Raw genomic sequence first — 19,232 nt, forward strand, 5'->3', positions numbered from 1 at the left:
TCAAATACCGGTATAGTAATTGGCATGGTGGAACTCAAGACAGAGAAATCGATCGAAGCGATGCGTGAAGCGGGCCGCGTCGTGGCGCAGGCCCTCACCGCCGTCCGCGAGGCCGCGGCCGTGGGCGTCTCCCTGCTCGACCTGGACGCGGTGGCGCGCGGCGTGCTCCGCGAGGCCGGCGCCTCCTCCCCCTTCCTCGGCTACCGGCCGCACTTCGCACCGACCCCCTTCCCCGCCGTCATCTGCGCCTCGGTCAACGACGCGATCGTGCACGGCATCCCCGACGCCTACCGGCTGCGCGACGGCGACCTGGTCTCCATCGACTGCGGCGCCCACCTCGACGGCTGGGCCGGCGACTCGGCCATCAGCTTCACCGTCGGCACCCCGCGCCCCGCGAACGTCCGCCTCATCGGTACGGCGGAGCGCGCCCTGGAGGCGGGCATCGCGGCGGCGGTCGTCGGCAACCGCATCGGCGACATCGCGCACGCCATCGGCACCGTGTGCAGAAAGGCGGGGTACGGCATCCCGGAGGACTTCGGCGGCCACGGCATCGGCCGCCAGATGCACGAGGACCCCGGCGTCCCGAACGAGGGCCGCCCGGGCCGCGGCATGCCGCTGCGCCCCGGCATGGTCCTGGCCATCGAGCCGATGGTGATCGCGGGCGGCGGCGACGGCTACCACCCCGCGCCGGACGGCTGGACCCTGCGGACGAACGACGGCAGCCGCGCGGCGCACGCCGAGCACACCGTCGCGATCACCGAGGACGGTCCCAGGATCCTCACGGCACTGTGACCCGGCGGGGACATACCCCGACGTAGATCATCCGTACGATTCCCCGGTGACACCAGAGATCATTGACTACGGACAGTTCGCGGACCGGCTGCAGGAGCGCCAACAGGGCCGCCCCCGCTGGGAGTTGCTCGACGCGGTCCAGCGCGAGTGGGGCTACGAGGACCCGGGCGGCGAGCCCGGCCACTCCCGGTGGGGCGGGGAGAACCGCACGGACGGCATCGACTGGGAGCTGCCCGTCCCCGCCGCCCTGACCGAGTGGTGGGACTCCCCCGTCAACTCCTTCGCCTTCGATCCGCGCCTGTATTGGGTCCACACCCAGTGGCCGCCGAGGATCTCGGAGCTCGAACTGGCCGCGGACAGCGGCCTCGTGGGTCCCGGCGGCGACCGTCGTGTCTGTGTCTTCATGTCGGAGTACCACTACAGCCACGAGTGGGGCTACCTCGCCGCCGAGGCCGAACTGCCCGACCCCCGCGTCGTCGTGAGCCTGCGCGGCGAGTGGGTCGTGCAGAGCCGGTCACTCTCCGAGTTCCTGCTGCAGCTGGCCTTCGAGCGGCTGCCTGCGCACTACGGCTGGACGCTGCGGGTCCGCAGGGCGGCCGTCGACGCGGACCCGGAGATCGTCCGGCGCCTGACGTCCTCGTACCGCGAACTGGGGCTCCTGCCCTGGCAGGAAATGGGCACGGACGCCCTCTCGTACGGCGCGCCGGACGCCGTCGTACGTCATGGCCGCGGGCCCGGGGCCGACTTCGCGATCGTCATCAACGCCCGGACGCGCGAGGCGCTCGTCGCGGTCGCCGAGACCCTCGGCGTCGACTGGTCGGGCGACAAGGCGATCAGCCCGCCCGCCAAGGCGCCCGCGCCCCTGGAGGACCTCGGTCCTGTCTCCCTCGCGGCGGGCGACGCCGATCCGCGCGGCCGCTGGACCGTCCTCTCGCGCGGGCCCGGCGCACCGCCGTCGGTGCCCGGTGCCGCCGCCGCGCTCGTCGAGGCGCCGGAGAGCCTGCGGTCGGTCGCCGCCGACCAGGACGCGACGACCCTCGTGGCGGGCGACGCGGACGGCTCCGTGCACGTCCTGGAGACCGACGACGAGTCCCCCGAGACCATCATCCTCACCCTGCACCGCGCCCCGGTCACCGCGCTCGCCTGCGTCAGGCTCGACAGCGGCAGGCGCCTCGTGCTGAGCGGCGACGAGAACGGCGTGATCCGCTACTGGAGCACCCGCCGCAAGCCACGGCGGGCCCCCTTCGCACGGCGCCGCACACCCGTCAGGGCGCTCGCCGCCGCACAGCTGGAGACCGGGCCCGCGCTCGCCGCGGCGTGGGCGGACGGCCTGGTCCGCGTCTGGGACCTGGGGTCCGACGCGGTGGCCGGCCTGCGCCTCGGCACCGGCATCACGTTCCTCGGCCTCGACCCGGACGGCACCCTGCGCGTCACGGACGCGGACGGCACGTCCGTGCTCCGCCTCGACCTCGCGAAGCTGTGGCCGCACCGCGACCTCCAGCTGCGCCTGGACGGCGTCGACTGGGGCTCCCTGTGGACCGCGCGCGGCCCCGGCCGCATGGTCCCCGACCTGATCGGCAAGGTCGCGTCCGACGACAAGAAGACCGCCATGGACGCGGTCCACGACCTCTACCGGCTCCTGGTCTCCAAGGAGGCATCCTCGACCGCCGCGGTCCCCGCCATCCCGTTCCTCGTCGAGCTGATGACCGACCCGGACAACCAGGCCCGCTCCACGCTGCTGCTGCTCATCGCGGACCTCGCCGACGTCCGCCGGGCGCGCGGCGGCCGGGGCGACGCCCAGCTCGCCGCCGTCCGCGAGGCGCTGCCCGCGCTGCGGTACCTGCACGACGACCCGGAGTCGTCGATCCGCTGGGCGGCGAACGAGCTGGAGCAGAACTGCGCGGCCTCACCCGCCGCCTAGCCGGACGTCATTCCGTGGGGCGGACCACCATCGCCGAGCCGCCGCCCCTGCGGACCTTCTCCGCCGCCGCGAGCCACCTGCCGTCCGGCAGCCGCTGCACGCCCGTGGCCGCGCCGATCTCCGGGTTCTGCTTGAAGGAGTGCCCGATCGACTCCAGCGACTGCCTCGTCCGGCTGTTCCAGAGCCCCGGTTCGAGCTCGGTCTGGGCGGCGTTGCGCTGGCTGGCGCGCGGCGCGGCGATCGCGTCGACCAGGGGCAGGTCCCGGTCGAGGAAGCCCGTCAGGGTCTGCAGGACGGTCGTGACGATGGTCGCGCCGCCGGGCGAGCCGAGCGCCACCACCGGCTTGCCGTGCTTGAGCACGATGGTCGGGGAGATCGAGGAGCGCGGCCGCTTGCCGGGGCCCGGCAGGTTCGGGTCGTGCACGGCCGGGTTGGCGGGCGCGAAGGAGAAGTCGGTCAGTTCGTTGTTGAGCAGGAAGCCCCGGCCCGGGACGGTGATGCCGCTGCCGCCGGTCGACTCGATGGTGAGGGTGTACGCCACGACGTTGCCCCACTTGTCGGCGGCGGTCAGGTGCGTGGTGTTCTCGCCCTCGTACGTCGTCGGGGCCGCCTTGCCGCCCGTCGCGCACGGCCTCGGACTGCGCGGGTCACCGGGCGCGAGCGGGCTCTTGAGGACGGCGTCGTCCTTGATCAGGCACTCGCGCGAGTCGGCGAACCGCTGCGAGAGGAGCTGCTTCGTCGGTACGTCCTCGAAGGCCGGGTCGCCCACCCAGCGCCCCCGGTCGGCGAACGCGACACGGCTCGCCTCGATGAAGCGGTGCAGGTACGCGGTCTTCGACGCCTTGGAGAGGTCGGTGCGCTCCAGGATGTTGAGCGCCTCGCCGACGGTGGTGCCGCCGGAGGACGAGGGCGCCATGGAGTAGACGTCGAGGCCGCGGTAGTAGGTCTTCGTCGGGGCCTGGCGTTTGACCGCGTACGCCTTGAGGTCCTTGAGGGAGAGGTCGCCGGGGCGCACGACGCGGTCCGACTCGGGGTCGACCGGCGGCTTGTTCACCGTGCGCACGAAGTCCTCGGCGAGGTCGCCGCGGTAGAGCGCGCCGACACCCTCGCGGGCCAGCTCCCGGTAGGTGCGCGCCAGGTCGGGGTTCTTGAACGTCGAGCCGACCACCGGCAGCTCACCGCCGGGCAGGAACAGCTTCGCCGAGGCGGGGAAGTCCTTGAACCGCTGCTCGTTCGACGCGGTCTGCGCGCGGAAGGTCGGGTCGACCGTGAAGCCGTCGCGGGCGAGGCGCTCGGCGGGCTTCAGGAGCGTGCCGAGGCGCTTGGTGCCCCACCGGTCGAGCGCCGACTGCCAGGTTGCGGGGGTGCCTGGGGTGCCGACGCCGAGGCCGCTGGTGACCGCCTCCTGGAAGGGAATCGGCTTGCCGTTCTCCAGGAAGAGCCCGGAGTCGGCGGTGCGCGGGGCCGTCTCGCGGCCGTCGATGGTGCTGACCTCGCGGGTCTTGGCGTCGTAGTGGACGAAGTACCCGCCGCCTCCGACGCCCGCCGAGTACGGCTCGGTGACGCCGAGCGCGGCGGCGGTGGCGACGGCCGCGTCCACGGCGTTGCCGCCCTTCCGCAGGACCTCGATGCCGGCCGCCGAGGCGTCAGGGTCGACGCTGGCGACCGCTCCGCCGTGGCCGACGGCGACGGGCGTCTTCTCCGGTGCGGCCGGTTCCGCCGAGCGCGTGGGCGAAGGGGGCGCGGCCGCACCCACCGACACCAGCACCCCTCCGACCGCCCATAGCGTCAGATTCCGTACGACAGCGCGACGCATTCGTACCTCCTGTCAACAACGGTCTGCGCAGCGTAACTTCGGATGCACCGTCGCGACAGGACCTCCTCGAACACGGGTCCGGCGGGCCGCTAGCATGCGCCCCCATGAGTGATGACGTGCGCACCCTGGTCCTCGGCCTGAGTGCCGGTCTGCTCGCGGTCGGGATCGGTGCCGCGCTGGGCTGGCTGGCCCGCGGCCGGCTGTCGAAGAGCAGGCTCCGCCGCAAGCAGGCCTTCTTCGGGCTGCCCGACAACGCCGAGTCGCTGCTCGTGGTGAACCGTGACGCGGGCGGCCCCGAGCCGACCGTGGTGCGCCAGGACGTGTTCGCGCTCCTGGAGCTGGCCGCGGTCGTCAAGGAGTGCGGCGCGCACGCCCAGCTCGTCGCGCACGACACGGCCCAGCAGGGCTTCGGCGAGCGCACCGAGTTCTGCGTGGGCAACCCGGTGGCGAACCGCCGCATGGCCGCGCACATGCACTCCCTGCTGCCGGGCGTCCGCGTGAACACCGAGCCCGAGCCGGCGCCCGACCGCGGCGCCTTCCAGATCGGCTCCGAGCGCTACCGCCTGGAGCCCGGGCTCACGGAGTACGTGATCCTCGCCCGCCTCACCGCCGACCAGGACCAGGACGCGCGGCCCGTCTTCCTCTTCTGCGGCCAGCGCGCGGTCACGAGCCAGGCGGCCACCCGCTATCTGGCCCGCCACCACGAGAAGCTCGCGCGCAAGCACGGCAACGACTCCTTCGTGTTGCTCCTGAAGATCGTCAATTCGCAGGCGTACGGACCCGACGTCGTCGAGCTCGTCGGAGACGTGACGCGCGCGGCGCGGACCCCGCTCCCCACCCCGTCGGCCCGCACCTCCCATCGCGCCAAGTGACCCGCTCCTCACCGTGCGCCGACACGATCCGGGGTCTTATGTGATCTAGCGGGGAATTTCCGGACAACAGGCAACCCGTCCGGCCGATCGCCCCTCTCACCGTGCAGTCCACATTCGCACGGAGGTACGTTCCTTGACCCCCCAGAGCTCTTCGAGCCGCCGACGCCCCCTTCGCACCCGCCACGCGGCGACCGCGGGCCTCGCGGTGCTCGCCGCCGCACTCACCGCCTGCTCGGGCGGCAGCGGCTCGTCCGGCGCCGCCGAGGCCGCCGAGAAGCCGAAGATCTCGGTGAACCTCTCGGGTCAGCAGGCGGAGGCGGGCAAGCCCGTGAAGGTCAGCCTGGCCGACGGCCGCCTGAAGCAGGTCACCGTCGCCGACGACAAGGGCACGAAGCTGCCCGGCAAGGTGTCGGCGAACGGCTCCACCTGGACCTCGGAGCGCAAGGCGGCGCCCGGCACGGCGTACCGGGTCGAGGCGAGCACCGACAAGGGCGGCAGCGCCAAGGCGTCCTTCAAGACGGCCGCGCCCGAGCAGGTCAACAAGGTGACGCTCACCCCGGGCAAGGGCAGCACCGTCGGCGTCGCCCAGCCCCTGTCGATCACCTTCGACCACCCGGTGCGGAACAAGGCCGAGGTCGAGAAGCACCTGAAGGTGACGACCTCGAACAACACGACGGGTTCCTGGGGCTGGATCAAGAACTACGACGGCAAGGACCGCGTCGACTGGCGCCCCAAGGAGTACTGGAAGTCCGGCACGAAGGTGAAGCTGGACGCCCGGCTCAACGGCATCGACTCGGGCGGCGACGACTGGTTCGTCCGCGACTACGCCACCGGCTTCACGGTCGGCAAGAGCCAGGTCGTCAAGGTGAACCTGGACAGCAAGACGACGACGCTGACGCGCGACGGCAAGACCGTGAGGTCGCTGCCGATGTCGGCCGGCACGCCCGGCGGCGAGAAGGCCTCCTGGGGCGGCACCTCGGTCCTGATGTCGAAGGAGGGCACGATCAACATGCGCTCCGAGACGGTCGGCCTCACCGGCAGCAACAGCTACGACAAGATGGTCGACTACTCGATGCGGCTGACCTGGTCGGGCATGTACGCGCACGCCGCCCCGTGGAACGCCTCGTACTTCGGCAACACCAACCACAGCTCGGGCTGCGTCGGCATGAGCACCGGCGACGCGGGCTGGCTCTACCGCGAGGCCCAGATAGGCGACCCCTTCGAGGTCACCGGCAGCGGCTCGAAGGGCACCCCAGACCCGGGCAACGGCTACGGCGAGTGGAACCTCTCCTGGGCCGACTGGCAGGCGAAGAGCGCGCTGAGCTGACGGTTCGTCCGTCAACAATCGTTACCGGGGCGTAACTTACCGACGGGTTACCCCCGGTAAAGCCCTGCGGTTACCGTCGGGTCACTTTGCACCGTCCGAGTGAGGAGTGACCCGTGGGACTGCCGCACCATGCCTTGCGTACGACCACCGTGGGGACCGTTTCGGCGGCCCTCGTCGCCGGTGCCGCCTTCGGTCTCGCCCCCGCGGCACAGGCGGCGCCGGCGGCCGCGCCGCGGCCCGCGAGCGCCACCGACGTACGCTTCGTCGACATACCCGGCGACGGCGGCACGATCCTCAAGGCCAACGTCTTCACTCCCAAGGACGCCGAGCCCGGCGTGAAGTACCCCTCGATCGTGCTGCCCACCAGCTGGGCGATGCCCCAGATCGAGTACGTCGCCCAGGCCCAGAAGCTCGCGAACTCCGGCTACGTCGTGGTCAGTTACAACTCGCGCGGCTTCTGGCAGTCCGGCGGCGAGATCGAGACCGCGGGCCCCGAGGACATCGCCGACGCCTCCAAGGTCATCGACTGGACCCTCGCCAACACCCCGGCCGACCCGTCGAAGGTCGGCATGGCGGGCGTCTCGTACGGCGCGGGCATCAGCCTGCTCGCCGCCGGGCACGACAAGCGGGTCAAGGCCGTCGCCGCGCTGAGCGGCTGGGGCGACCTGATCGACTCGATCTACAGCGGACGCACCCAGCACGCCCAGGCGGCCGCCCTGCTCGGCGGCGCGGGCGCGCTCACCGGCCGCCCGAGCGCCGAACTCCAGCAGACGCTCAAGGACTTCCTCGGATCCAACCTGGACAAGGAGGACGAGATGATCGCGTGGGGCGCCAAGCGCTCCCCCGCCACCTACCTCGACGAGATCAACGAGAACGGCGCGGCCGTCATGCTCGGCAACGCCTGGGGCGACACGCTCTTCCCGCCGAACCAGTACGCCGAGTTCTACGAGCGGCTGACAGGACCGAAGCGCCTTGAGTTCCGCCCTGGTGACCACGCGACGGCCGAGGCGACCGGCCTGCTCGGCCTGCCCAACGACACCTGGACCTCCACCCAGCGGTGGTTCGACCATTACCTCAAGGGCGCGGACAACGGCATCGACAAGGAGCAGCCGGTCCAGCTCAAGTCCCGGTCCACCGGCGGCTACGAGGGCTACCCGGACTGGAAGTCGGTCGGCCCCACCCGCGAGAAGATCGCCATGGCGGGCTCCACCACGATCCGCGCGAACGTCGACTCGGGCGCCAACGGCGGCATCGCGATCCTCTCGAACGCCCTGGAGCAGTTCCTCAAGATCCCGCCGACGGCGTCGGTGCCGCTGCTCCCGCGCCGCTACACGGGCGTCTGGCAGTCGGAGCGGTACACGTCGACCCAGCGGGTGCGCGGGACGGCGAAGCTGCACACCACGCTCACCAGCACCAAGGAGAGCGGCACCCTCGTCGCGTACCTCTACGACGTGGGCCCGCTCGGCCTCGGCAAGCTGGTCAGCAACGCGCCGTACACCTTCCACGGCAAGACGCCGGGCAAGCCGTTCGGCGTGGACCTGGAGCTGTTCTCCACGGCCTACGACGTACCGGCGGGCCACCGGCTCGCCCTGGTGGTCGACACGGTCGACCCGCTCTACATCGAGCACAACCCGTCCGGCGCGCAGCTGACCTTCTCCTCGCCGGCGACGGACCCGTCGTACCTGTCCGTTCCCCTGCGCGAGCAGTGATCTCCGGCTGCTGCCGGGTGGGCCTGCTTCAGCTACCGCGCACCTGGCAGCAGCGTCCCTGGTTCCGCCGGGGCCACGTCCGCGGCCTCGGTCTTGGGATTGCGCCGCTGGCGCTTGGACACCCACTGGGCGAACCACGACAGCAACATGCACATCCCGATGTAGATCGGTGAGATCACCATGACAACGGGGATGAACGGCAAATCGTAGTCGAGGTTCGACGCGATGAGCTTCCCGGCATGGAGGAACTCCTCGTAGGTGATCAGATATCCGAGCGAGGTGTCCTTCAGGGCCACCACCAGCTGGCTGATGATGGCGGGCAACATGGCCCGCACGGCCTGCGGTACGAGGACGTGCCCCATGACCTGTGTCTTGCGCATTCCGAGTGCGTAGGCCGCCTCCCGCTGTCCCCTCTCCACGGAGTTGACGCCGGATCGGAAGACCTCGGCGAGTACGGAGCCGTTGTAGAGCGTGAGCCCGGCGACCAGCGCGGGCAGCGGCTGGACCTTCAGCGCCACGAAGACGAAGAAGATCATCACGAGCACGGGCATCGCGCGGAAGAACTCCACGACGAGCGTGGCCGCCCAGCGCACCGGCCGGTGGTCGGAGAGGCGCCCCATGGCGAGCAGGCCGCCGAGCGCGAGGGCGAGGACCGCGGAGATCGCGAAGGCCTTGAGCGTGTTGCCGAGGCCGCGCAGGAGGAGTTCCTGGATGCCCTGGTACTCGAAGGGCGTCCACTTCGTGGCGGTGAACTGGTCGGTGTCGAAGAGCAGATACAGGATCCAGCCGACGAGCGCGAGGACGAGCAGGGTGGAGAGCACCCCGTACAGCCTGTGGCGTCGGACGGTCCGGGGCCCCGGGATGTCGTAGAGGGCGGTGGAATCGTGGGAGAGGGCTTTCATCGGGCGACTCCCCAGCGCTTTTCGAGGACATTGAAGACCGCGCTGATGGCGAGGGTGATGATGAGGTAGCCGAGGGCGATCCAGACGAACGTCCAGATGATGTTGTAGCCCAGCTCGCTGAGCGTCTTGTACGTGCCGAGAAGCTCGGTGACGCTGAACGCGCCCGCGATCGCCGAGTTCTTGGCCAGCGCGATGAGGTTGGAGCCGACCGGCGCGATGACGGACCGGAAGGCCTGCGGCAGCACGACCGTCGACAGCGTCTGGCCGAAGGTCATGCCGAGGCTTCTGGCCGCCTCGCCCTGCCCCTTGGGCACGGTGTTGATGCCGGACCTGAGCGCCTCGCAGATGAAGGCGGAGGTGTAGCAGCCGAGGGCCAGCACGGCGAACACCTTGAAGGGCAGGACGAGTCCGAAGCGCGGCAGACCGAGCAGCACCGCGAAGAAGAGCAGGGTGAGCGGGGTGTTGCGCAGGACCGCCACCCAGACCGTGCCGAACGCCCGGAAGGACCCCACGGGCGCCACCCGGAACGACGCCATGACGAAGCCCAGGACGAGCGCGAGGAGGGAGGCGTAGACGGTCAGTTCGACGGTGCCGAGGAAGCCCTCGCCGAACGTGGAGAAGTTGTCTGTCAGTACGTCCACGACGCCTCCTCAGCTCGCCGGGTAGCGGTCGATGGCGGGCGGTTTCGGCGCCGGGACTCCGGAGAGGCCGAGCGTGGCGTCGTACGCCTTCTTCCAGTCGCCGTTCTTCTCGCCCGCGGCGAGGGCGTCGTCGACGGCGAACCGGAGGGCGTTGTCGCCCCGGGGCACCCCGATGCCGTACGGCTCCTCGGAGAACGGCTTGCCCACCACCTTCAGTTCGTCGGGCACCTTGGCCGCGTAGCCGATCAGGATCGCGTCGTCGGTGGTGACGGCGTCGACCTGATACGTCAGCAGGTTGTCGACGCAGACCGAGTACGTGTCGTACGCGACGAGGGTGGCCTTCGGGTGCTCCTTCTGGATCCGCTGGTACGGGGTCGATCCGGCGGCCGAGCAGACGCGCTTGCCGGCGAGGTCCTGGGGGCCCTTGATGTCGTCCTCGTCGCTGCGCACCAGCAGGCCCTGGCCCGCCATGTAGTAGGGGCCGCCGAAGCCGACGAGCTTCTTGCGGTTGTCGTTGATGGTGTAGGTGCCGACGTAGTAGTCGATCTGCCCGTTCTGCAGGGCGGTCTCGCGGTTCGCCGACGCGATGGTCTTGAACTCGATCCTCTTCGGGTCGAGGCCGAGCGAGGCCGAGACCATCTTGGCGATCTCGATGTCGAAGCCGGAGTAGGTGCCGGTCGCCGGGTCCTTCTCGCCGAGGTAGGGCTGGTCCTCCTTGGCGCCGACGACGAAGCGGCCGCGGCTCTTCGCCTTCCGCCAGGTCCCCGACTCCGGCAGCTGGAAGCCGGTCGCCACCCGGTACTTCGGCAGCTCCTCGGCCGCGGGCCCCTTGGTCGGCGGGCTGCCCTCCCTGCCGCACGCGGCGGCGGCGCAGGCGGCCAGGACGAGCGCCGCGAACAGGCGTGTCGTACGCAGGGTGGTTCGCGTGGTGGTTCGCGTGGTGTGTCGCTTCACGGGCACGTCCCCCCGTCAGTGCTTGAGGATCTTGGAGAGGAAGTCCTTGGCGCGTTCGCTCTCCGGGCGGGTGAAGAAGTCCTCGGGGGTCCTGTCCTCGACGATGCGGCCGTCGGACATGAAGACGACGCGGTTGGCCGCGGAGCGGGCGAAGCCCATCTCGTGGGTGACGACGACCATGGTCATGCCCTCCCGCGCGAGCTGCTGCATGACTTCGAGGACCTCGTTGATCATCTCGGGGTCGAGGGCCGAGGTCGGCTCGTCGAAGAGCAGCGCCTTGGGGTCCATGGCCAGCGCGCGGGCGATGGCCACGCGCTGCTGCTGGCCGCCGGAGAGCTGCGCGGGGTACTTCTCGGCGTGCGCGGACAGGCCCACGCGCTCCAGGAGTTCGCGGGACCGCTGCTCCGCCTCGTCCTTCTTGCGGCCCCGCACCTTGATCTGTGCCAGGGAGACGTTCTGGAGGACGGTCTTGTGCGCGAAGAGGTTGAAGGACTGGAAGACCATGCCGACTTCGGCGCGGAGCCTCGCGAGTGCCTTGCCCTCGGCGGGCAGCGGCTGCCCGTCGAGCCTGATTTCTCCCGACTGGATGGTCTCGAGCCTGTTGATCGTCCGGCAGAGTGTTGACTTGCCCGACCCCGAAGGGCCGATGACCACGACCACCTCCCCCTTGCCGACGGTGAGGTTGATGTCCTGGAGGACATGCAGCTCTCCGTAGTACTTGTTCACATCACGCAGCTCGATCAAAGGATCGACGGCCATGGCAAGACCTGCCCACTCTCAGCTGTGTACGTCCGCGCAAACTATCCACGTGAAAACGGGACTTACTAGACGACACGCACTTATGGGCATTAACCGTATTTGAGGCAATTCCGGTTACGGCTGCCGCGTCGGGAGCCTTACGTCTGCCACGCCGGGAGCCGCGTGCTCACGTCTCGGACGCCTCTCCGTAGACCTGCGACAGCTGCGGCGCTCCCTGCACCGCCCAGTCGAGCCCCGCCTCGACGACGTGGATGTCCCGCCCGGTCTTCAGCCGTACGACGGGGCTGCCGCCCGGCCAGACGTGCCAGGTCGCGCCCGGCACCGTCCGCACCACGACGGTGCCCAGGTACAGCCCCGCGTCGTTGCCGAGCCAGGGCAGCAGCTCGGGGTCGTCGCGCCAGCGCGGCAGGAGCTGGTCAAGGGCCGCCAACGACGCCGGGGAGTCGTCCAGTTCGAGTCCGGCGGCGCTCGCCTGGGAGCGGAGCAGCTCGCACTCGGAGAGCAGCGCGGCCACGCCCTCCGGGTCCTCCTCGAACGCGGCCGCGAGCCCCTCGGCCCGGTCCGTCGCGGAGTGCCGCCTGCGCCACTTGTCGAGGAACGGGATGTTCATGGTCGGCCTCTCCGTCGGGGTGGCGCCCGCCGGATGCGCGGCCTGGCGCTGATTCCGTATGTCCAAGAATGTATCTTGCATCAGTTGATCACGGAATGAGCGGATCGGGGCGGGGTACCCGTGGCAGCCCGCAGGGGTCGGTTCCGCTCGGTCCGGGAGGTGGGCGATGGTGTGGTGGGCGTGGTTGATCGCCGTGGTCGTCGTGGTGGGGCTGCTGGCCGCCGCGGTGCTCGGGGTACAGGCCAGGCGGCGCAGCGGGGGCGTGATCGTGGTGCGCAGGGGCCGCGGGTCCGGACGAGGGAGGGCCCGATGACGGCGCCCGTCCCCGCACTGATCCCGGCCACCGACCTCACCAAGCGCCCGGTGGTCACGCTGGGCGGCGAGGCGGTCGCCCAGGTCAAGGATGTCGTGCTCGACGGGGCGGGCGGCCGGATCGCCGGCTTCACCCTGGCCGGCCGGGGCCTCCTGTCCGGGCCGCTGCGCAAGAGCGTCCCGTGGTCTGCCGTGCACGCCGTGGGCGCGGACGCCGTGATGATCACCTCGGCCGACGCCTTGGAGGACCGTTCCGCCGTCGCCTCCGGGCAGGAGGCCGCCGGCGGCCTGGTCCGCGGGGCCCGCGTCCTGACGGACCAGGGGGTCCAGGTGGGCACGGTGCTCGACGTGGTGGTCGAGGCGGGCCGCGAGGGCCGGGTGGCCGGCATCGAGATGGCCTCCACGGAGGCTCTGGGCCGCCATGAGCGCAAGGTCTTCCTGCCCCTCGGCGAACGCGCGGCGATGACGGGCGACACGCTGGTGATCCCGGCCCGCGACACGGAGCACGCGGTGGACGAGCTGAGCGAGCTGGTGGCGGTGGTGGGGGGCCGGCGCGGGTGGTTCGGGAAAGCCGGGGAAGCCGGAGCAGTTGGAGCAGCCGGAGAAGTCGGAGCCGCAGGAGAAGTAGGAGCAGCCGGAGCCGTCGGGGAAGCCGGGAAGGGGCCGATCTCATGATGCTGCTCAGTCAGGTCGTGGGGCGCCCGGTCGTCAGCGCGGCGGACGCCACGCACATCGGTACGGTCGCCGGGCTCGTCGTCGCGCCGCCGGAAGAAGCTCTGATCACCGCCATCCGGCTGGACGGCGTCAAGGGCGGCGCCGACGTCGTCGCGTGGGCGGACGTGCACGCGGTGGGGCCGGACGCGGTGGTGATCGGGTCGGCGTCGGCGGCCCGGTTCGCCTCCACGGACTCGTCCGAGAGCCAGGACCTGCTCGGCAAACGTCTCCTGACGGAGTTCGGCGACGCCGTCGGAACCCTGGCCGACGTCACCTTCGACCCGGAGTCCGGCCGCGTCCACACCCTCCACACCTCCCGCGGCCACCGCGTCCCCGGCTCCCACCTGCTCGGCATCGGCTCGTACGCGGTGGTGATCCGAGCGGCCGACGAGGCCGCCGCCCGAGCCTGATCCGGGGTGGCCGTCGACCTGGGTCGTACACCCGTGGTCGATTCCCGGCGCACGTCCTCCTGGCTACGATCGGCGCATGTCAGCCACCCCGCCGATATCCCTGCTCAAGCATGCGCCGCCGGGCGTCTGGGCGGCCGTCGCCTGGTGCCTCGGCATGGTCTCAGGCGCCCGTGCGTACTACGGGATCCCGTGGCTGCCGACCAGCACGCAGGAGGCGCCGGAGCCCTGGGAGTGGCTGCTCGTGGCCGTCGCGGCGGGCATGGCGCTGGCCGTCGTGCGGTTGCTGAGCCGTCGCCCGCTGGCAGCGCTCGGACTGCTCGTCGCCGCCTCGTACGTCGCGACGCTCGCGATCGACGCGACGAACATCGGGTTCGCGCAGTACGCGGCAATCGACATCGCCATGGGCTACGTCGTGGCGACCCGGGCGCGCCGGGCCCGCGTCACCGCCGTCGTCCTGGCGCTCTGCGTCCTGCCCGGCTACGCCCTGCTGCGTCAGCTCCTCGGCCTCCCCCTCCGGCTCGACCACACCATCAGCTCCAGCTGGTCGGACTGGCAGACCGTCGTCCTGACGGCCGCCGTCGCCTGGCTGGTCGGCAACTCGGTGCGGCAGGCCCGCGCCTACACGGAGCGGCTCGGCGCCCAGGCCGCCGCGCAGGCCGTCACCGCCGAACGGCTGCGCATCGCCCGGGAGATGCACGACACCGTGGCGCACAGCATCGGCATCATCGCGCTGCAGGCGGGCGCGGCGGCCCGGGTCGTCGAGACCCAGCCGGCGGGCGCGCGCGAGGCGATGGTCGCGGTGGAGACGGCGGGCCGCGAGACCCTGGCCGGGCTGCGCAGGATGCTGGGCGCGCTGCGGGAGAGCGACGGTGACAGCGGTGGAGCAGGCGGCGGCGGTCACGGTCCTGACAGGGCGCGGGCGTCGGCGCCGCGCGGTCCGGCCGAGGGCCTCGCGGACGTGGAGCGGCTCGCCGCATCGACGACGGCCGCGGGGGTGCGCGTCGACGTGGTGTGGCGCGGCGAACGGCGTCCGCTGCCCACGGACGTCGACCTGTCGGCGTTCCGCATCATCCAGGAGTCCGTCACCAACGTGGTGCGGCACGCGGGCGTCACGTCCTGCACAGTGTCCGTGGACCAACGCGACGAGGAGATCATCATCGAGATCGAGGATGCGGGACGGGCCCGAGCAGCCGGTGTGCGGCCGCACGGCACCGGATACGGCCTGCTCGGCATGCGGGAGCGAGTCGCCCTGCTGCACGGCGAGTTCAGCGCCGCGCCACGCCCCGAGGGCGGCTTCCGGGTGGTCGCCCGGCTGCCCGTCCCGGCCGCGGCGGGTGTCCGATGACGATCCGCGTCCTGCTGGTCGACGACCAGCCCCTCGTCCGCACCGCCTTGAGCATGGTCATCACCGAGGCCCCGGACATCGAGGTCGCGGGCGAGGCGGCCTCGGGCGACGAGGCGGTCCGCCGGTGCGCCGAACTGCGCCCGGACGTCGTGGTGATGGACATCCGGATGCCCGGCATGGACGGCATCGAGGCGACCCGGCTCATCGCGTCGGGCCCGACGCCCGCGCACGTCGTCGTCCTGACCACGTTCGACGACGACGATTACGTGTACGGGGCGCTCCGCGCGGGGGCCGCCGGATTCCTCGTGAAGGACATGGCCCTGGACGACATCCTCGCGGCGGTGCGGACCGTCGCGACCGGCGACGGCCTGATCGCGCCGAGCGTCACCCGCCGGCTGATCAAGGAGTTCGCGGACCGTCCCGTGCACGCGCCGCCGCGCGACGCGCCCATCGAGGGCATCACGGACCGCGAGCGCGAGGTGCTCACGCTGGTCGGCCGCGGCCTGTCGAACACCGAGATAGCCGAGGAGCTCCGCCTCAGCGTCGCCACCGCGAAGACGTATCTGACCCGGCTGCTCGCCAAGCTGGGCGCCAGGGACCGGGTGCAGCTGGTGATCATCGCGTACGAGAAGGGGCTGGTGTCGGCGGATCGCTGAGGGACGACCGGCCGGCGCTGTGGGCGACTTCGCGCGTCCCGGTGCCAGCGCGCTCCCGGCGACTTCGCAACCCCCGGTGCCGGTCCACCCCCGGCGACTTCGCAACTCCCGGTGCAGTGCGCGCCCCGGCGACTTCGCGCCTCCCGGTGAGTTCGCGTCGTGTTCACGCCACCCTCATTGACTCGCCTCCCGCACCTCCTTAGCTTCATGGCGCATCTGCCAACACGGGAGGGGTCTGTCGTGCGCCGACGTATCTGGGGAGCGGCCGCCGTGCTCGCCCTGCTCACGAGCCTCGTACCCGTGGCATCGGCGCAGGCCGCCACGGATCCGCACAGACCCGTGCCGCTCCCCCTGGAGCGGCTCTTCGACAACCGCGCGGTGAGCGATGACGCCCGTCCCGCCGACGCGGACTTCGACGGGGCCGGCGGCTCGCTGTCCGCGCGGGACCTGGCGGCCGCGGGCTGGACTCCGGGGCGTTCCCTCGCCGTCGACGGGGCCCGTCTCACCTGGCCGCGCACCGCGCCGGGCGCTCCGGACAACGTGCGCGCCGACGGGCAGTCGGTGCGGCTGCGCGGCCGCGGCGACGCCCTCGCCTTCCTGGTCGCGGGCACGGGCGGTGAGGCGAGCGGCACGGGGACGGTCCGGTACCGGGACGGTTCGCGCGGCGCCTTCCGGCTCACCGCGCCGGACTGGCGTTCGGGCCCGCTCGCCACGAAGTCCGTGGCCCTGCCGCACATCAACACGCCCGGCGGCCAACTCGCCGAGAAAGCGCGGCTGTACGTCGTGACGGTGCCGCTGGCCCGTGGGCGCGAGGTCGCCTCGGTGGAGCTGCCGCGGGACCCCGGCGCCGCCGACCTGCACGTGTTCGCCCTGTCGGTGCGGGCCGATGCGAAGGGCTGGACGGGCACCTGGTCGGCGTCGACCTCGGGCTACACGGCGGTGGGGCCCTGGGCCGACCGGACCGTGCGGCTCGTCGTCCACACGAGCAGGGGCGGGCCGCGGGTGCGTGTCCGGCTCGACAACACCTTCGCGGCGGCCCCGGTGCGGATCGGCAGCGCGACGGTGGCGGTGCAGGGGGCCGGGGCGGGCGCGCGGGACGAACCCCGGAGGCTGTCCTTCCGCGGCTCGTCCGGGACGGAGATCCCGGCGGGCGCCCAGACGTTCAGCGATCCGCTCGACTTCGACGTGCCCGCCGACGCGAACCTCCTGGTGAGCTTCCACCTGCCGGGACCCGTGGCGGCGGCGCCCGTGCACAGCCAGGCCGTACAGCGGTCGTACGTCAGCGGCCCCGGGGACCACACGGCGGACGGCTCCCCGGCCGCGTACACCTCGACGATCACGACGTGGCCGCTGCTCACCGGCGTCGACGTGGGCGGCGGGCCCGGATCCGTGGTGCTGCTCGGCGACTCGATCACGGACGGCGTGAAGTCCACGCAGGACGCCAACCGGCGCTGGCCGAACGTCCTGGCGACCCGCCTCCTGAACCAGTCCCGCGTCCCGCGCTACGGAGTGCTCAACCAGGGCATCTCCGCGAACCGCGTGATCGCCGACCGCTATCCCGGCGACGGCGTCTCCACCGACACGGGCGGCGTGAGCGCCCTGCACCGCCTCGACCGCGACGTCCTCGCCCAGACGTCGGCACGCACCGTCGTCGTCTTCGAGGGGATCAACGACGTGCGCTGGGGCGCCTCGGCGGACCAGGTGATCGCCGGCCTGCGGGAGATCGCGGACCGCTCCCACGCGCGCGGGCTGCGGGCCGTGGCGGCGACGATCGCACCGTGCGAGGGCGAAAGGCTCTGCACCGGGGCCGCCGACGAGCAGCGGGAGAAGGTCAATGCCTACCTGCGGGGCACGGACGACTTCGACGCCGTGCTCGACTTCGACGCGGTGCTGCGGGACCCCGCGCACCCGGCGCGCATCCTCCCCGCCTACGACAGCGGGGACCACCTGCATCCGGGCGACGCGGGGCTCGCGGCGCTGGCGGAGTCGGTGGACCTGAGCGTGCTGGCGCCGTGAGGTCCTAGACGTCCAGGTCGACCACCACCGGTGCGTGGTCCGACGCGCCCTTGCCCTTGCGCTCCTCGCGGTCCACGTACGCGTCGGAGACGGCCTTGGCGAACGGCTCGTTCCCGTACACGAGGTCGATGCGCATGCCCTTGTTCTTGGGGAAGCAGAGCTGGCGGTAGTCCCAGTACGTGAACGGGTGGTCGTACTTCAGGGGGCGCGGCACGACGTCCGTGAGGCCCGTCTCGCGCAGGGAGGCGAGGGCGGCGCGCTCGGCGGGGGTGACGTGCGTGGAGTCGACGAAGAGCGCGGGGTCCCAGACGTCGTCGTCGGTCGGGGCGACGTTGAAGTCGCCGAGGACGGCGAAGGGGCGGGAGCCGCCCGCGTCCCCGGCGACCGCGGCCTTCAGGGCCTCGAACCACTGGAGCTTGTAGGCGTAGTGCGCGTGGTCGACCTCGCGGCCGTTCGGCACGTAGACCGACCAGAGGCGGACCGGGCCGCAGGTCGCGGAGATCGCGCGGGGCTCCTGCACGCCGTCGTACCCGGGGTCGCCCGGCAGGCCCCTGACGATGTCCTCAAGGCCGACCTTGGAGATCAGCGCCACGCCGTTCCACCGGCCGGTCGCGTGGACCGCCGACTCGTACCCCAGCTCGCGGAGGGCCTCGGCCGGGAAGCCCTCGGCCGTCGTCTTGGTCTCCTGTATGCACACGACGTCGGTGCCGGTGGCCTCAAGCCAGGCGAGGAGCCGCGGCAGACGAGCGGTGATCGAGTTCACGTTCCAGGTCGCAATGCGCATGCCTCACAACCTACCGGGCGGCACTGACAGTCACAGAGCGGCCGACTGCCCCGGCGTCAGACGCACGTGCTCGGCCCCGCCGAGGGCGCCGATCTGGTTGTCGTAGATCGGCCGGGCGAGGTCGGTGAGGAGCGCGTCGTGGATGTCGTAGGCGCGCTGGGGCTTGACCTCGCGTACGTAGTCGATCACTTCGGAGATCTTGTTCCAGGGGGCCATGACGGGCAGCATCAGCGTCTCGACGGGCTGGTCGGGGACGGTGAGCGCGTCGCCGGGGTGGAACACCGAGCCGTCCACCAGGTACCCCACGTTGGTGATCCGCGGGATGTCCGGGTGGATGACCGCGTGCAGTTCGCCGTGCACCTGGACGTCGAACCCGGCGGCCGTGAACGCGTCGCCGTGCCCGACGGTGTGCACGCGCCCCGGGAAGGCGGCCGAGATCCGGTCCGCGACGGACCTGAGCGTCCAGATCTCGGCGCCGGGGCGGTCCTCCAGGGCGGCCCGCAGCCGGCCCTCGTCGAAGTGGTCCGGGTGCTCGTGCGTGACCAGGATGGCGTCGGCGCCGAGCGCCGCGTCGTCCTCGCTGAAGCCGCCGGGGTCGACGACGAGCGTGCGTCCGTCCTTTTCGAGACGCACGCACGCGTGGGACTTCTTCGTGAAGGTGATGCGCCGGGCGCGCGTGGAGTGGGTGTCGG

General features: G+C 71.7%; 18 protein-coding genes. 10 read left to right on the forward strand and 8 right to left on the reverse strand.

Features of this window, described 5'->3' with window-relative positions:
• The first annotated feature begins 24 nt into the window (after positions 1–24).
• Together map and ACH4D5_RS31670 are read left to right on the forward strand one after the other, a co-directional pair.
• Positions 25–792 carry a type I methionyl aminopeptidase gene (map, locus tag ACH4D5_RS31665; protein ID WP_398309088.1) on the forward strand — a complete coding sequence of 256 codons (768 nt, stop codon included), beginning with the start codon at positions 25–27 and terminating at the stop codon, positions 790–792.
• 46 nt (positions 793–838) lie between these two features.
• Entirely contained in the window at positions 839–2,713 is a 1,875-nt protein-coding gene (locus ACH4D5_RS31670; protein ID WP_398309091.1) for a hypothetical protein, read from the forward strand.
• A 7-nt stretch (positions 2,714–2,720) separates the two neighbouring features.
• Here the strand turns inward: ACH4D5_RS31670 and ggt are convergent, their stop codons facing one another.
• On the reverse strand, positions 2,721–4,529 hold the full coding sequence (gene ggt, locus ACH4D5_RS31675) for a gamma-glutamyltransferase (protein WP_398309094.1): 1,809 nt from the start codon (positions 4,527–4,529) through the stop codon (positions 2,721–2,723).
• Between the two features lie 104 nt (positions 4,530–4,633).
• On the opposite strand from ggt, the gene ACH4D5_RS31680 reads away from it, so the two are divergent.
• The 3 genes from ACH4D5_RS31680 to ACH4D5_RS31690 all read left to right on the forward strand — a co-directional run bounded on the left by ACH4D5_RS31680 (position 4,634) and on the right by ACH4D5_RS31690 (position 8,437).
• A complete protein-coding gene (locus ACH4D5_RS31680) occupies positions 4,634–5,401 on the forward strand; it encodes a hypothetical protein (protein ID WP_398309097.1) in 768 nt (255 codons plus the stop codon).
• A gap of 133 nt (positions 5,402–5,534) precedes the next feature.
• A complete protein-coding gene (locus tag ACH4D5_RS31685) occupies positions 5,535–6,728 on the forward strand; it encodes an Ig-like domain-containing protein (RefSeq protein ID WP_398309100.1) in 1,194 nt (397 codons plus the stop codon).
• 113 nt (positions 6,729–6,841) lie between these two features.
• Positions 6,842–8,437 carry an alpha/beta fold hydrolase gene (locus tag ACH4D5_RS31690; protein ID WP_398309103.1) on the forward strand — a complete coding sequence of 532 codons (1,596 nt, stop codon included), beginning with the start codon at positions 6,842–6,844 and terminating at the stop codon, positions 8,435–8,437.
• Positions 8,438–8,469: 32 nt separating this feature from the next.
• On the opposite strand, the gene ACH4D5_RS31695 is transcribed toward ACH4D5_RS31690, so the two are convergent.
• The 5 genes from ACH4D5_RS31695 to ACH4D5_RS31715 all read right to left on the reverse strand — a co-directional run bounded on the left by ACH4D5_RS31695 (position 8,470) and on the right by ACH4D5_RS31715 (position 12,303).
• On the reverse strand, positions 8,470–9,339 hold the full coding sequence (locus ACH4D5_RS31695) for an amino acid ABC transporter permease (protein ID WP_398309106.1): 870 nt from the start codon (positions 9,337–9,339) through the stop codon (positions 8,470–8,472).
• Entirely contained in the window at positions 9,336–9,980 is a 645-nt protein-coding gene (locus tag ACH4D5_RS31700; RefSeq protein ID WP_398309109.1) for an amino acid ABC transporter permease, read from the reverse strand. Before ACH4D5_RS31700 ends, ACH4D5_RS31695 begins: the two co-directional genes overlap by 4 nt.
• A gap of 9 nt (positions 9,981–9,989) precedes the next feature.
• On the reverse strand, positions 9,990–10,895 hold the full coding sequence (locus tag ACH4D5_RS31705) for a glutamate ABC transporter substrate-binding protein (protein WP_398309667.1): 906 nt from the start codon (positions 10,893–10,895) through the stop codon (positions 9,990–9,992).
• A gap of 54 nt (positions 10,896–10,949) precedes the next feature.
• Positions 10,950–11,693, reverse strand: a complete 744-nt coding sequence (locus ACH4D5_RS31710) for an amino acid ABC transporter ATP-binding protein (RefSeq protein WP_398309112.1) — start codon at positions 11,691–11,693, stop codon at positions 10,950–10,952.
• Positions 11,694–11,859: 166 nt separating this feature from the next.
• Positions 11,860–12,303, reverse strand: a complete 444-nt coding sequence (locus ACH4D5_RS31715) for a DUF6278 family protein (RefSeq protein WP_398309670.1) — start codon at positions 12,301–12,303, stop codon at positions 11,860–11,862.
• A gap of 309 nt (positions 12,304–12,612) precedes the next feature.
• On the opposite strand from ACH4D5_RS31715, the gene ACH4D5_RS31720 reads away from it, so the two are divergent.
• The 5 genes from ACH4D5_RS31720 to ACH4D5_RS31740 all read left to right on the forward strand — a co-directional run bounded on the left by ACH4D5_RS31720 (position 12,613) and on the right by ACH4D5_RS31740 (position 17,756).
• Positions 12,613–13,290 carry a PRC-barrel domain-containing protein gene (locus tag ACH4D5_RS31720; RefSeq protein ID WP_398309115.1) on the forward strand — a complete coding sequence of 226 codons (678 nt, stop codon included), beginning with the start codon at positions 12,613–12,615 and terminating at the stop codon, positions 13,288–13,290.
• Positions 13,287–13,739 carry a PRC-barrel domain-containing protein gene (locus ACH4D5_RS31725; protein WP_398309118.1) on the forward strand — a complete coding sequence of 151 codons (453 nt, stop codon included), beginning with the start codon at positions 13,287–13,289 and terminating at the stop codon, positions 13,737–13,739. The genes ACH4D5_RS31720 and ACH4D5_RS31725 overlap by 4 nt, the downstream gene beginning before the upstream one ends.
• Before the next feature lie 76 nt (positions 13,740–13,815).
• A complete protein-coding gene (locus ACH4D5_RS31730) occupies positions 13,816–15,084 on the forward strand; it encodes a sensor histidine kinase (RefSeq protein WP_398309121.1) in 1,269 nt (422 codons plus the stop codon).
• Positions 15,081–15,740 carry a response regulator gene (locus ACH4D5_RS31735; RefSeq protein WP_398309124.1) on the forward strand — a complete coding sequence of 220 codons (660 nt, stop codon included), beginning with the start codon at positions 15,081–15,083 and terminating at the stop codon, positions 15,738–15,740. Before ACH4D5_RS31730 ends, ACH4D5_RS31735 begins: the two co-directional genes overlap by 4 nt.
• Positions 15,741–15,947: 207 nt before the next feature.
• Positions 15,948–17,756 (forward strand): SGNH/GDSL hydrolase family protein, encoded by a 1,809-nt coding sequence (locus ACH4D5_RS31740; RefSeq protein WP_398309127.1) that lies wholly within the window; start codon positions 15,948–15,950, stop codon positions 17,754–17,756.
• A 4-nt stretch (positions 17,757–17,760) separates the two neighbouring features.
• Here ACH4D5_RS31740 and ACH4D5_RS31745 read toward each other — a convergent pair whose 3' ends face one another.
• Positions 17,761–18,540, reverse strand: coding sequence for an exodeoxyribonuclease III (locus ACH4D5_RS31745; protein ID WP_398309130.1), 780 nt, complete (start codon positions 18,538–18,540; stop codon positions 17,761–17,763).
• A gap of 30 nt (positions 18,541–18,570) precedes the next feature.
• Complete coding sequence (locus ACH4D5_RS31750; RefSeq protein WP_398309673.1) at positions 18,571–19,203, reverse strand: MBL fold metallo-hydrolase; 633 nt, start codon at positions 19,201–19,203, stop codon at positions 18,571–18,573.
• Between the last annotated feature and the right edge of the window lie 29 nt (positions 19,204–19,232).

Source organism: Streptomyces sp. NPDC018029, from assembly GCF_044327655.1.
GTDB lineage: Bacteria > Actinomycetota > Actinomycetes > Streptomycetales > Streptomycetaceae > Streptomyces.

Bases quoted from the DNA above. Each gene is read 5' to 3' on its own strand.
- map (WP_398309088.1), top strand. From the start codon at position 25: ATGGTGGAACTCAAGACAGAGAAATCGATCGAAGCGATGCGTGAAGCG.
- ggt (WP_398309094.1), bottom strand. From the start codon at position 4,529: ATGCGTCGCGCTGTCGTACGGAATCTGACGCTATGGGCGGTCGGAGGG.
- ACH4D5_RS31680 (WP_398309097.1), top strand. From the start codon at position 4,634: ATGAGTGATGACGTGCGCACCCTGGTCCTCGGCCTGAGTGCCGGTCTG.
- ACH4D5_RS31695 (WP_398309106.1), bottom strand. From the start codon at position 9,339: ATGAAAGCCCTCTCCCACGATTCCACCGCCCTCTACGACATCCCGGGG.
- ACH4D5_RS31710 (WP_398309112.1), bottom strand. From the start codon at position 11,693: ATGGCCGTCGATCCTTTGATCGAGCTGCGTGATGTGAACAAGTACTAC.
- ACH4D5_RS31715 (WP_398309670.1), bottom strand. From the start codon at position 12,303: ATGAACATCCCGTTCCTCGACAAGTGGCGCAGGCGGCACTCCGCGACG.
- ACH4D5_RS31720 (WP_398309115.1), top strand. From the start codon at position 12,613: ATGACGGCGCCCGTCCCCGCACTGATCCCGGCCACCGACCTCACCAAG.
- ACH4D5_RS31725 (WP_398309118.1), top strand. From the start codon at position 13,287: ATGATGCTGCTCAGTCAGGTCGTGGGGCGCCCGGTCGTCAGCGCGGCG.
- ACH4D5_RS31730 (WP_398309121.1), top strand. From the start codon at position 13,816: ATGTCAGCCACCCCGCCGATATCCCTGCTCAAGCATGCGCCGCCGGGC.
- ACH4D5_RS31735 (WP_398309124.1), top strand. From the start codon at position 15,081: ATGACGATCCGCGTCCTGCTGGTCGACGACCAGCCCCTCGTCCGCACC.
- ACH4D5_RS31740 (WP_398309127.1), top strand. From the start codon at position 15,948: ATGGCGCATCTGCCAACACGGGAGGGGTCTGTCGTGCGCCGACGTATC.
- ACH4D5_RS31745 (WP_398309130.1), bottom strand. From the start codon at position 18,540: ATGCGCATTGCGACCTGGAACGTGAACTCGATCACCGCTCGTCTGCCG.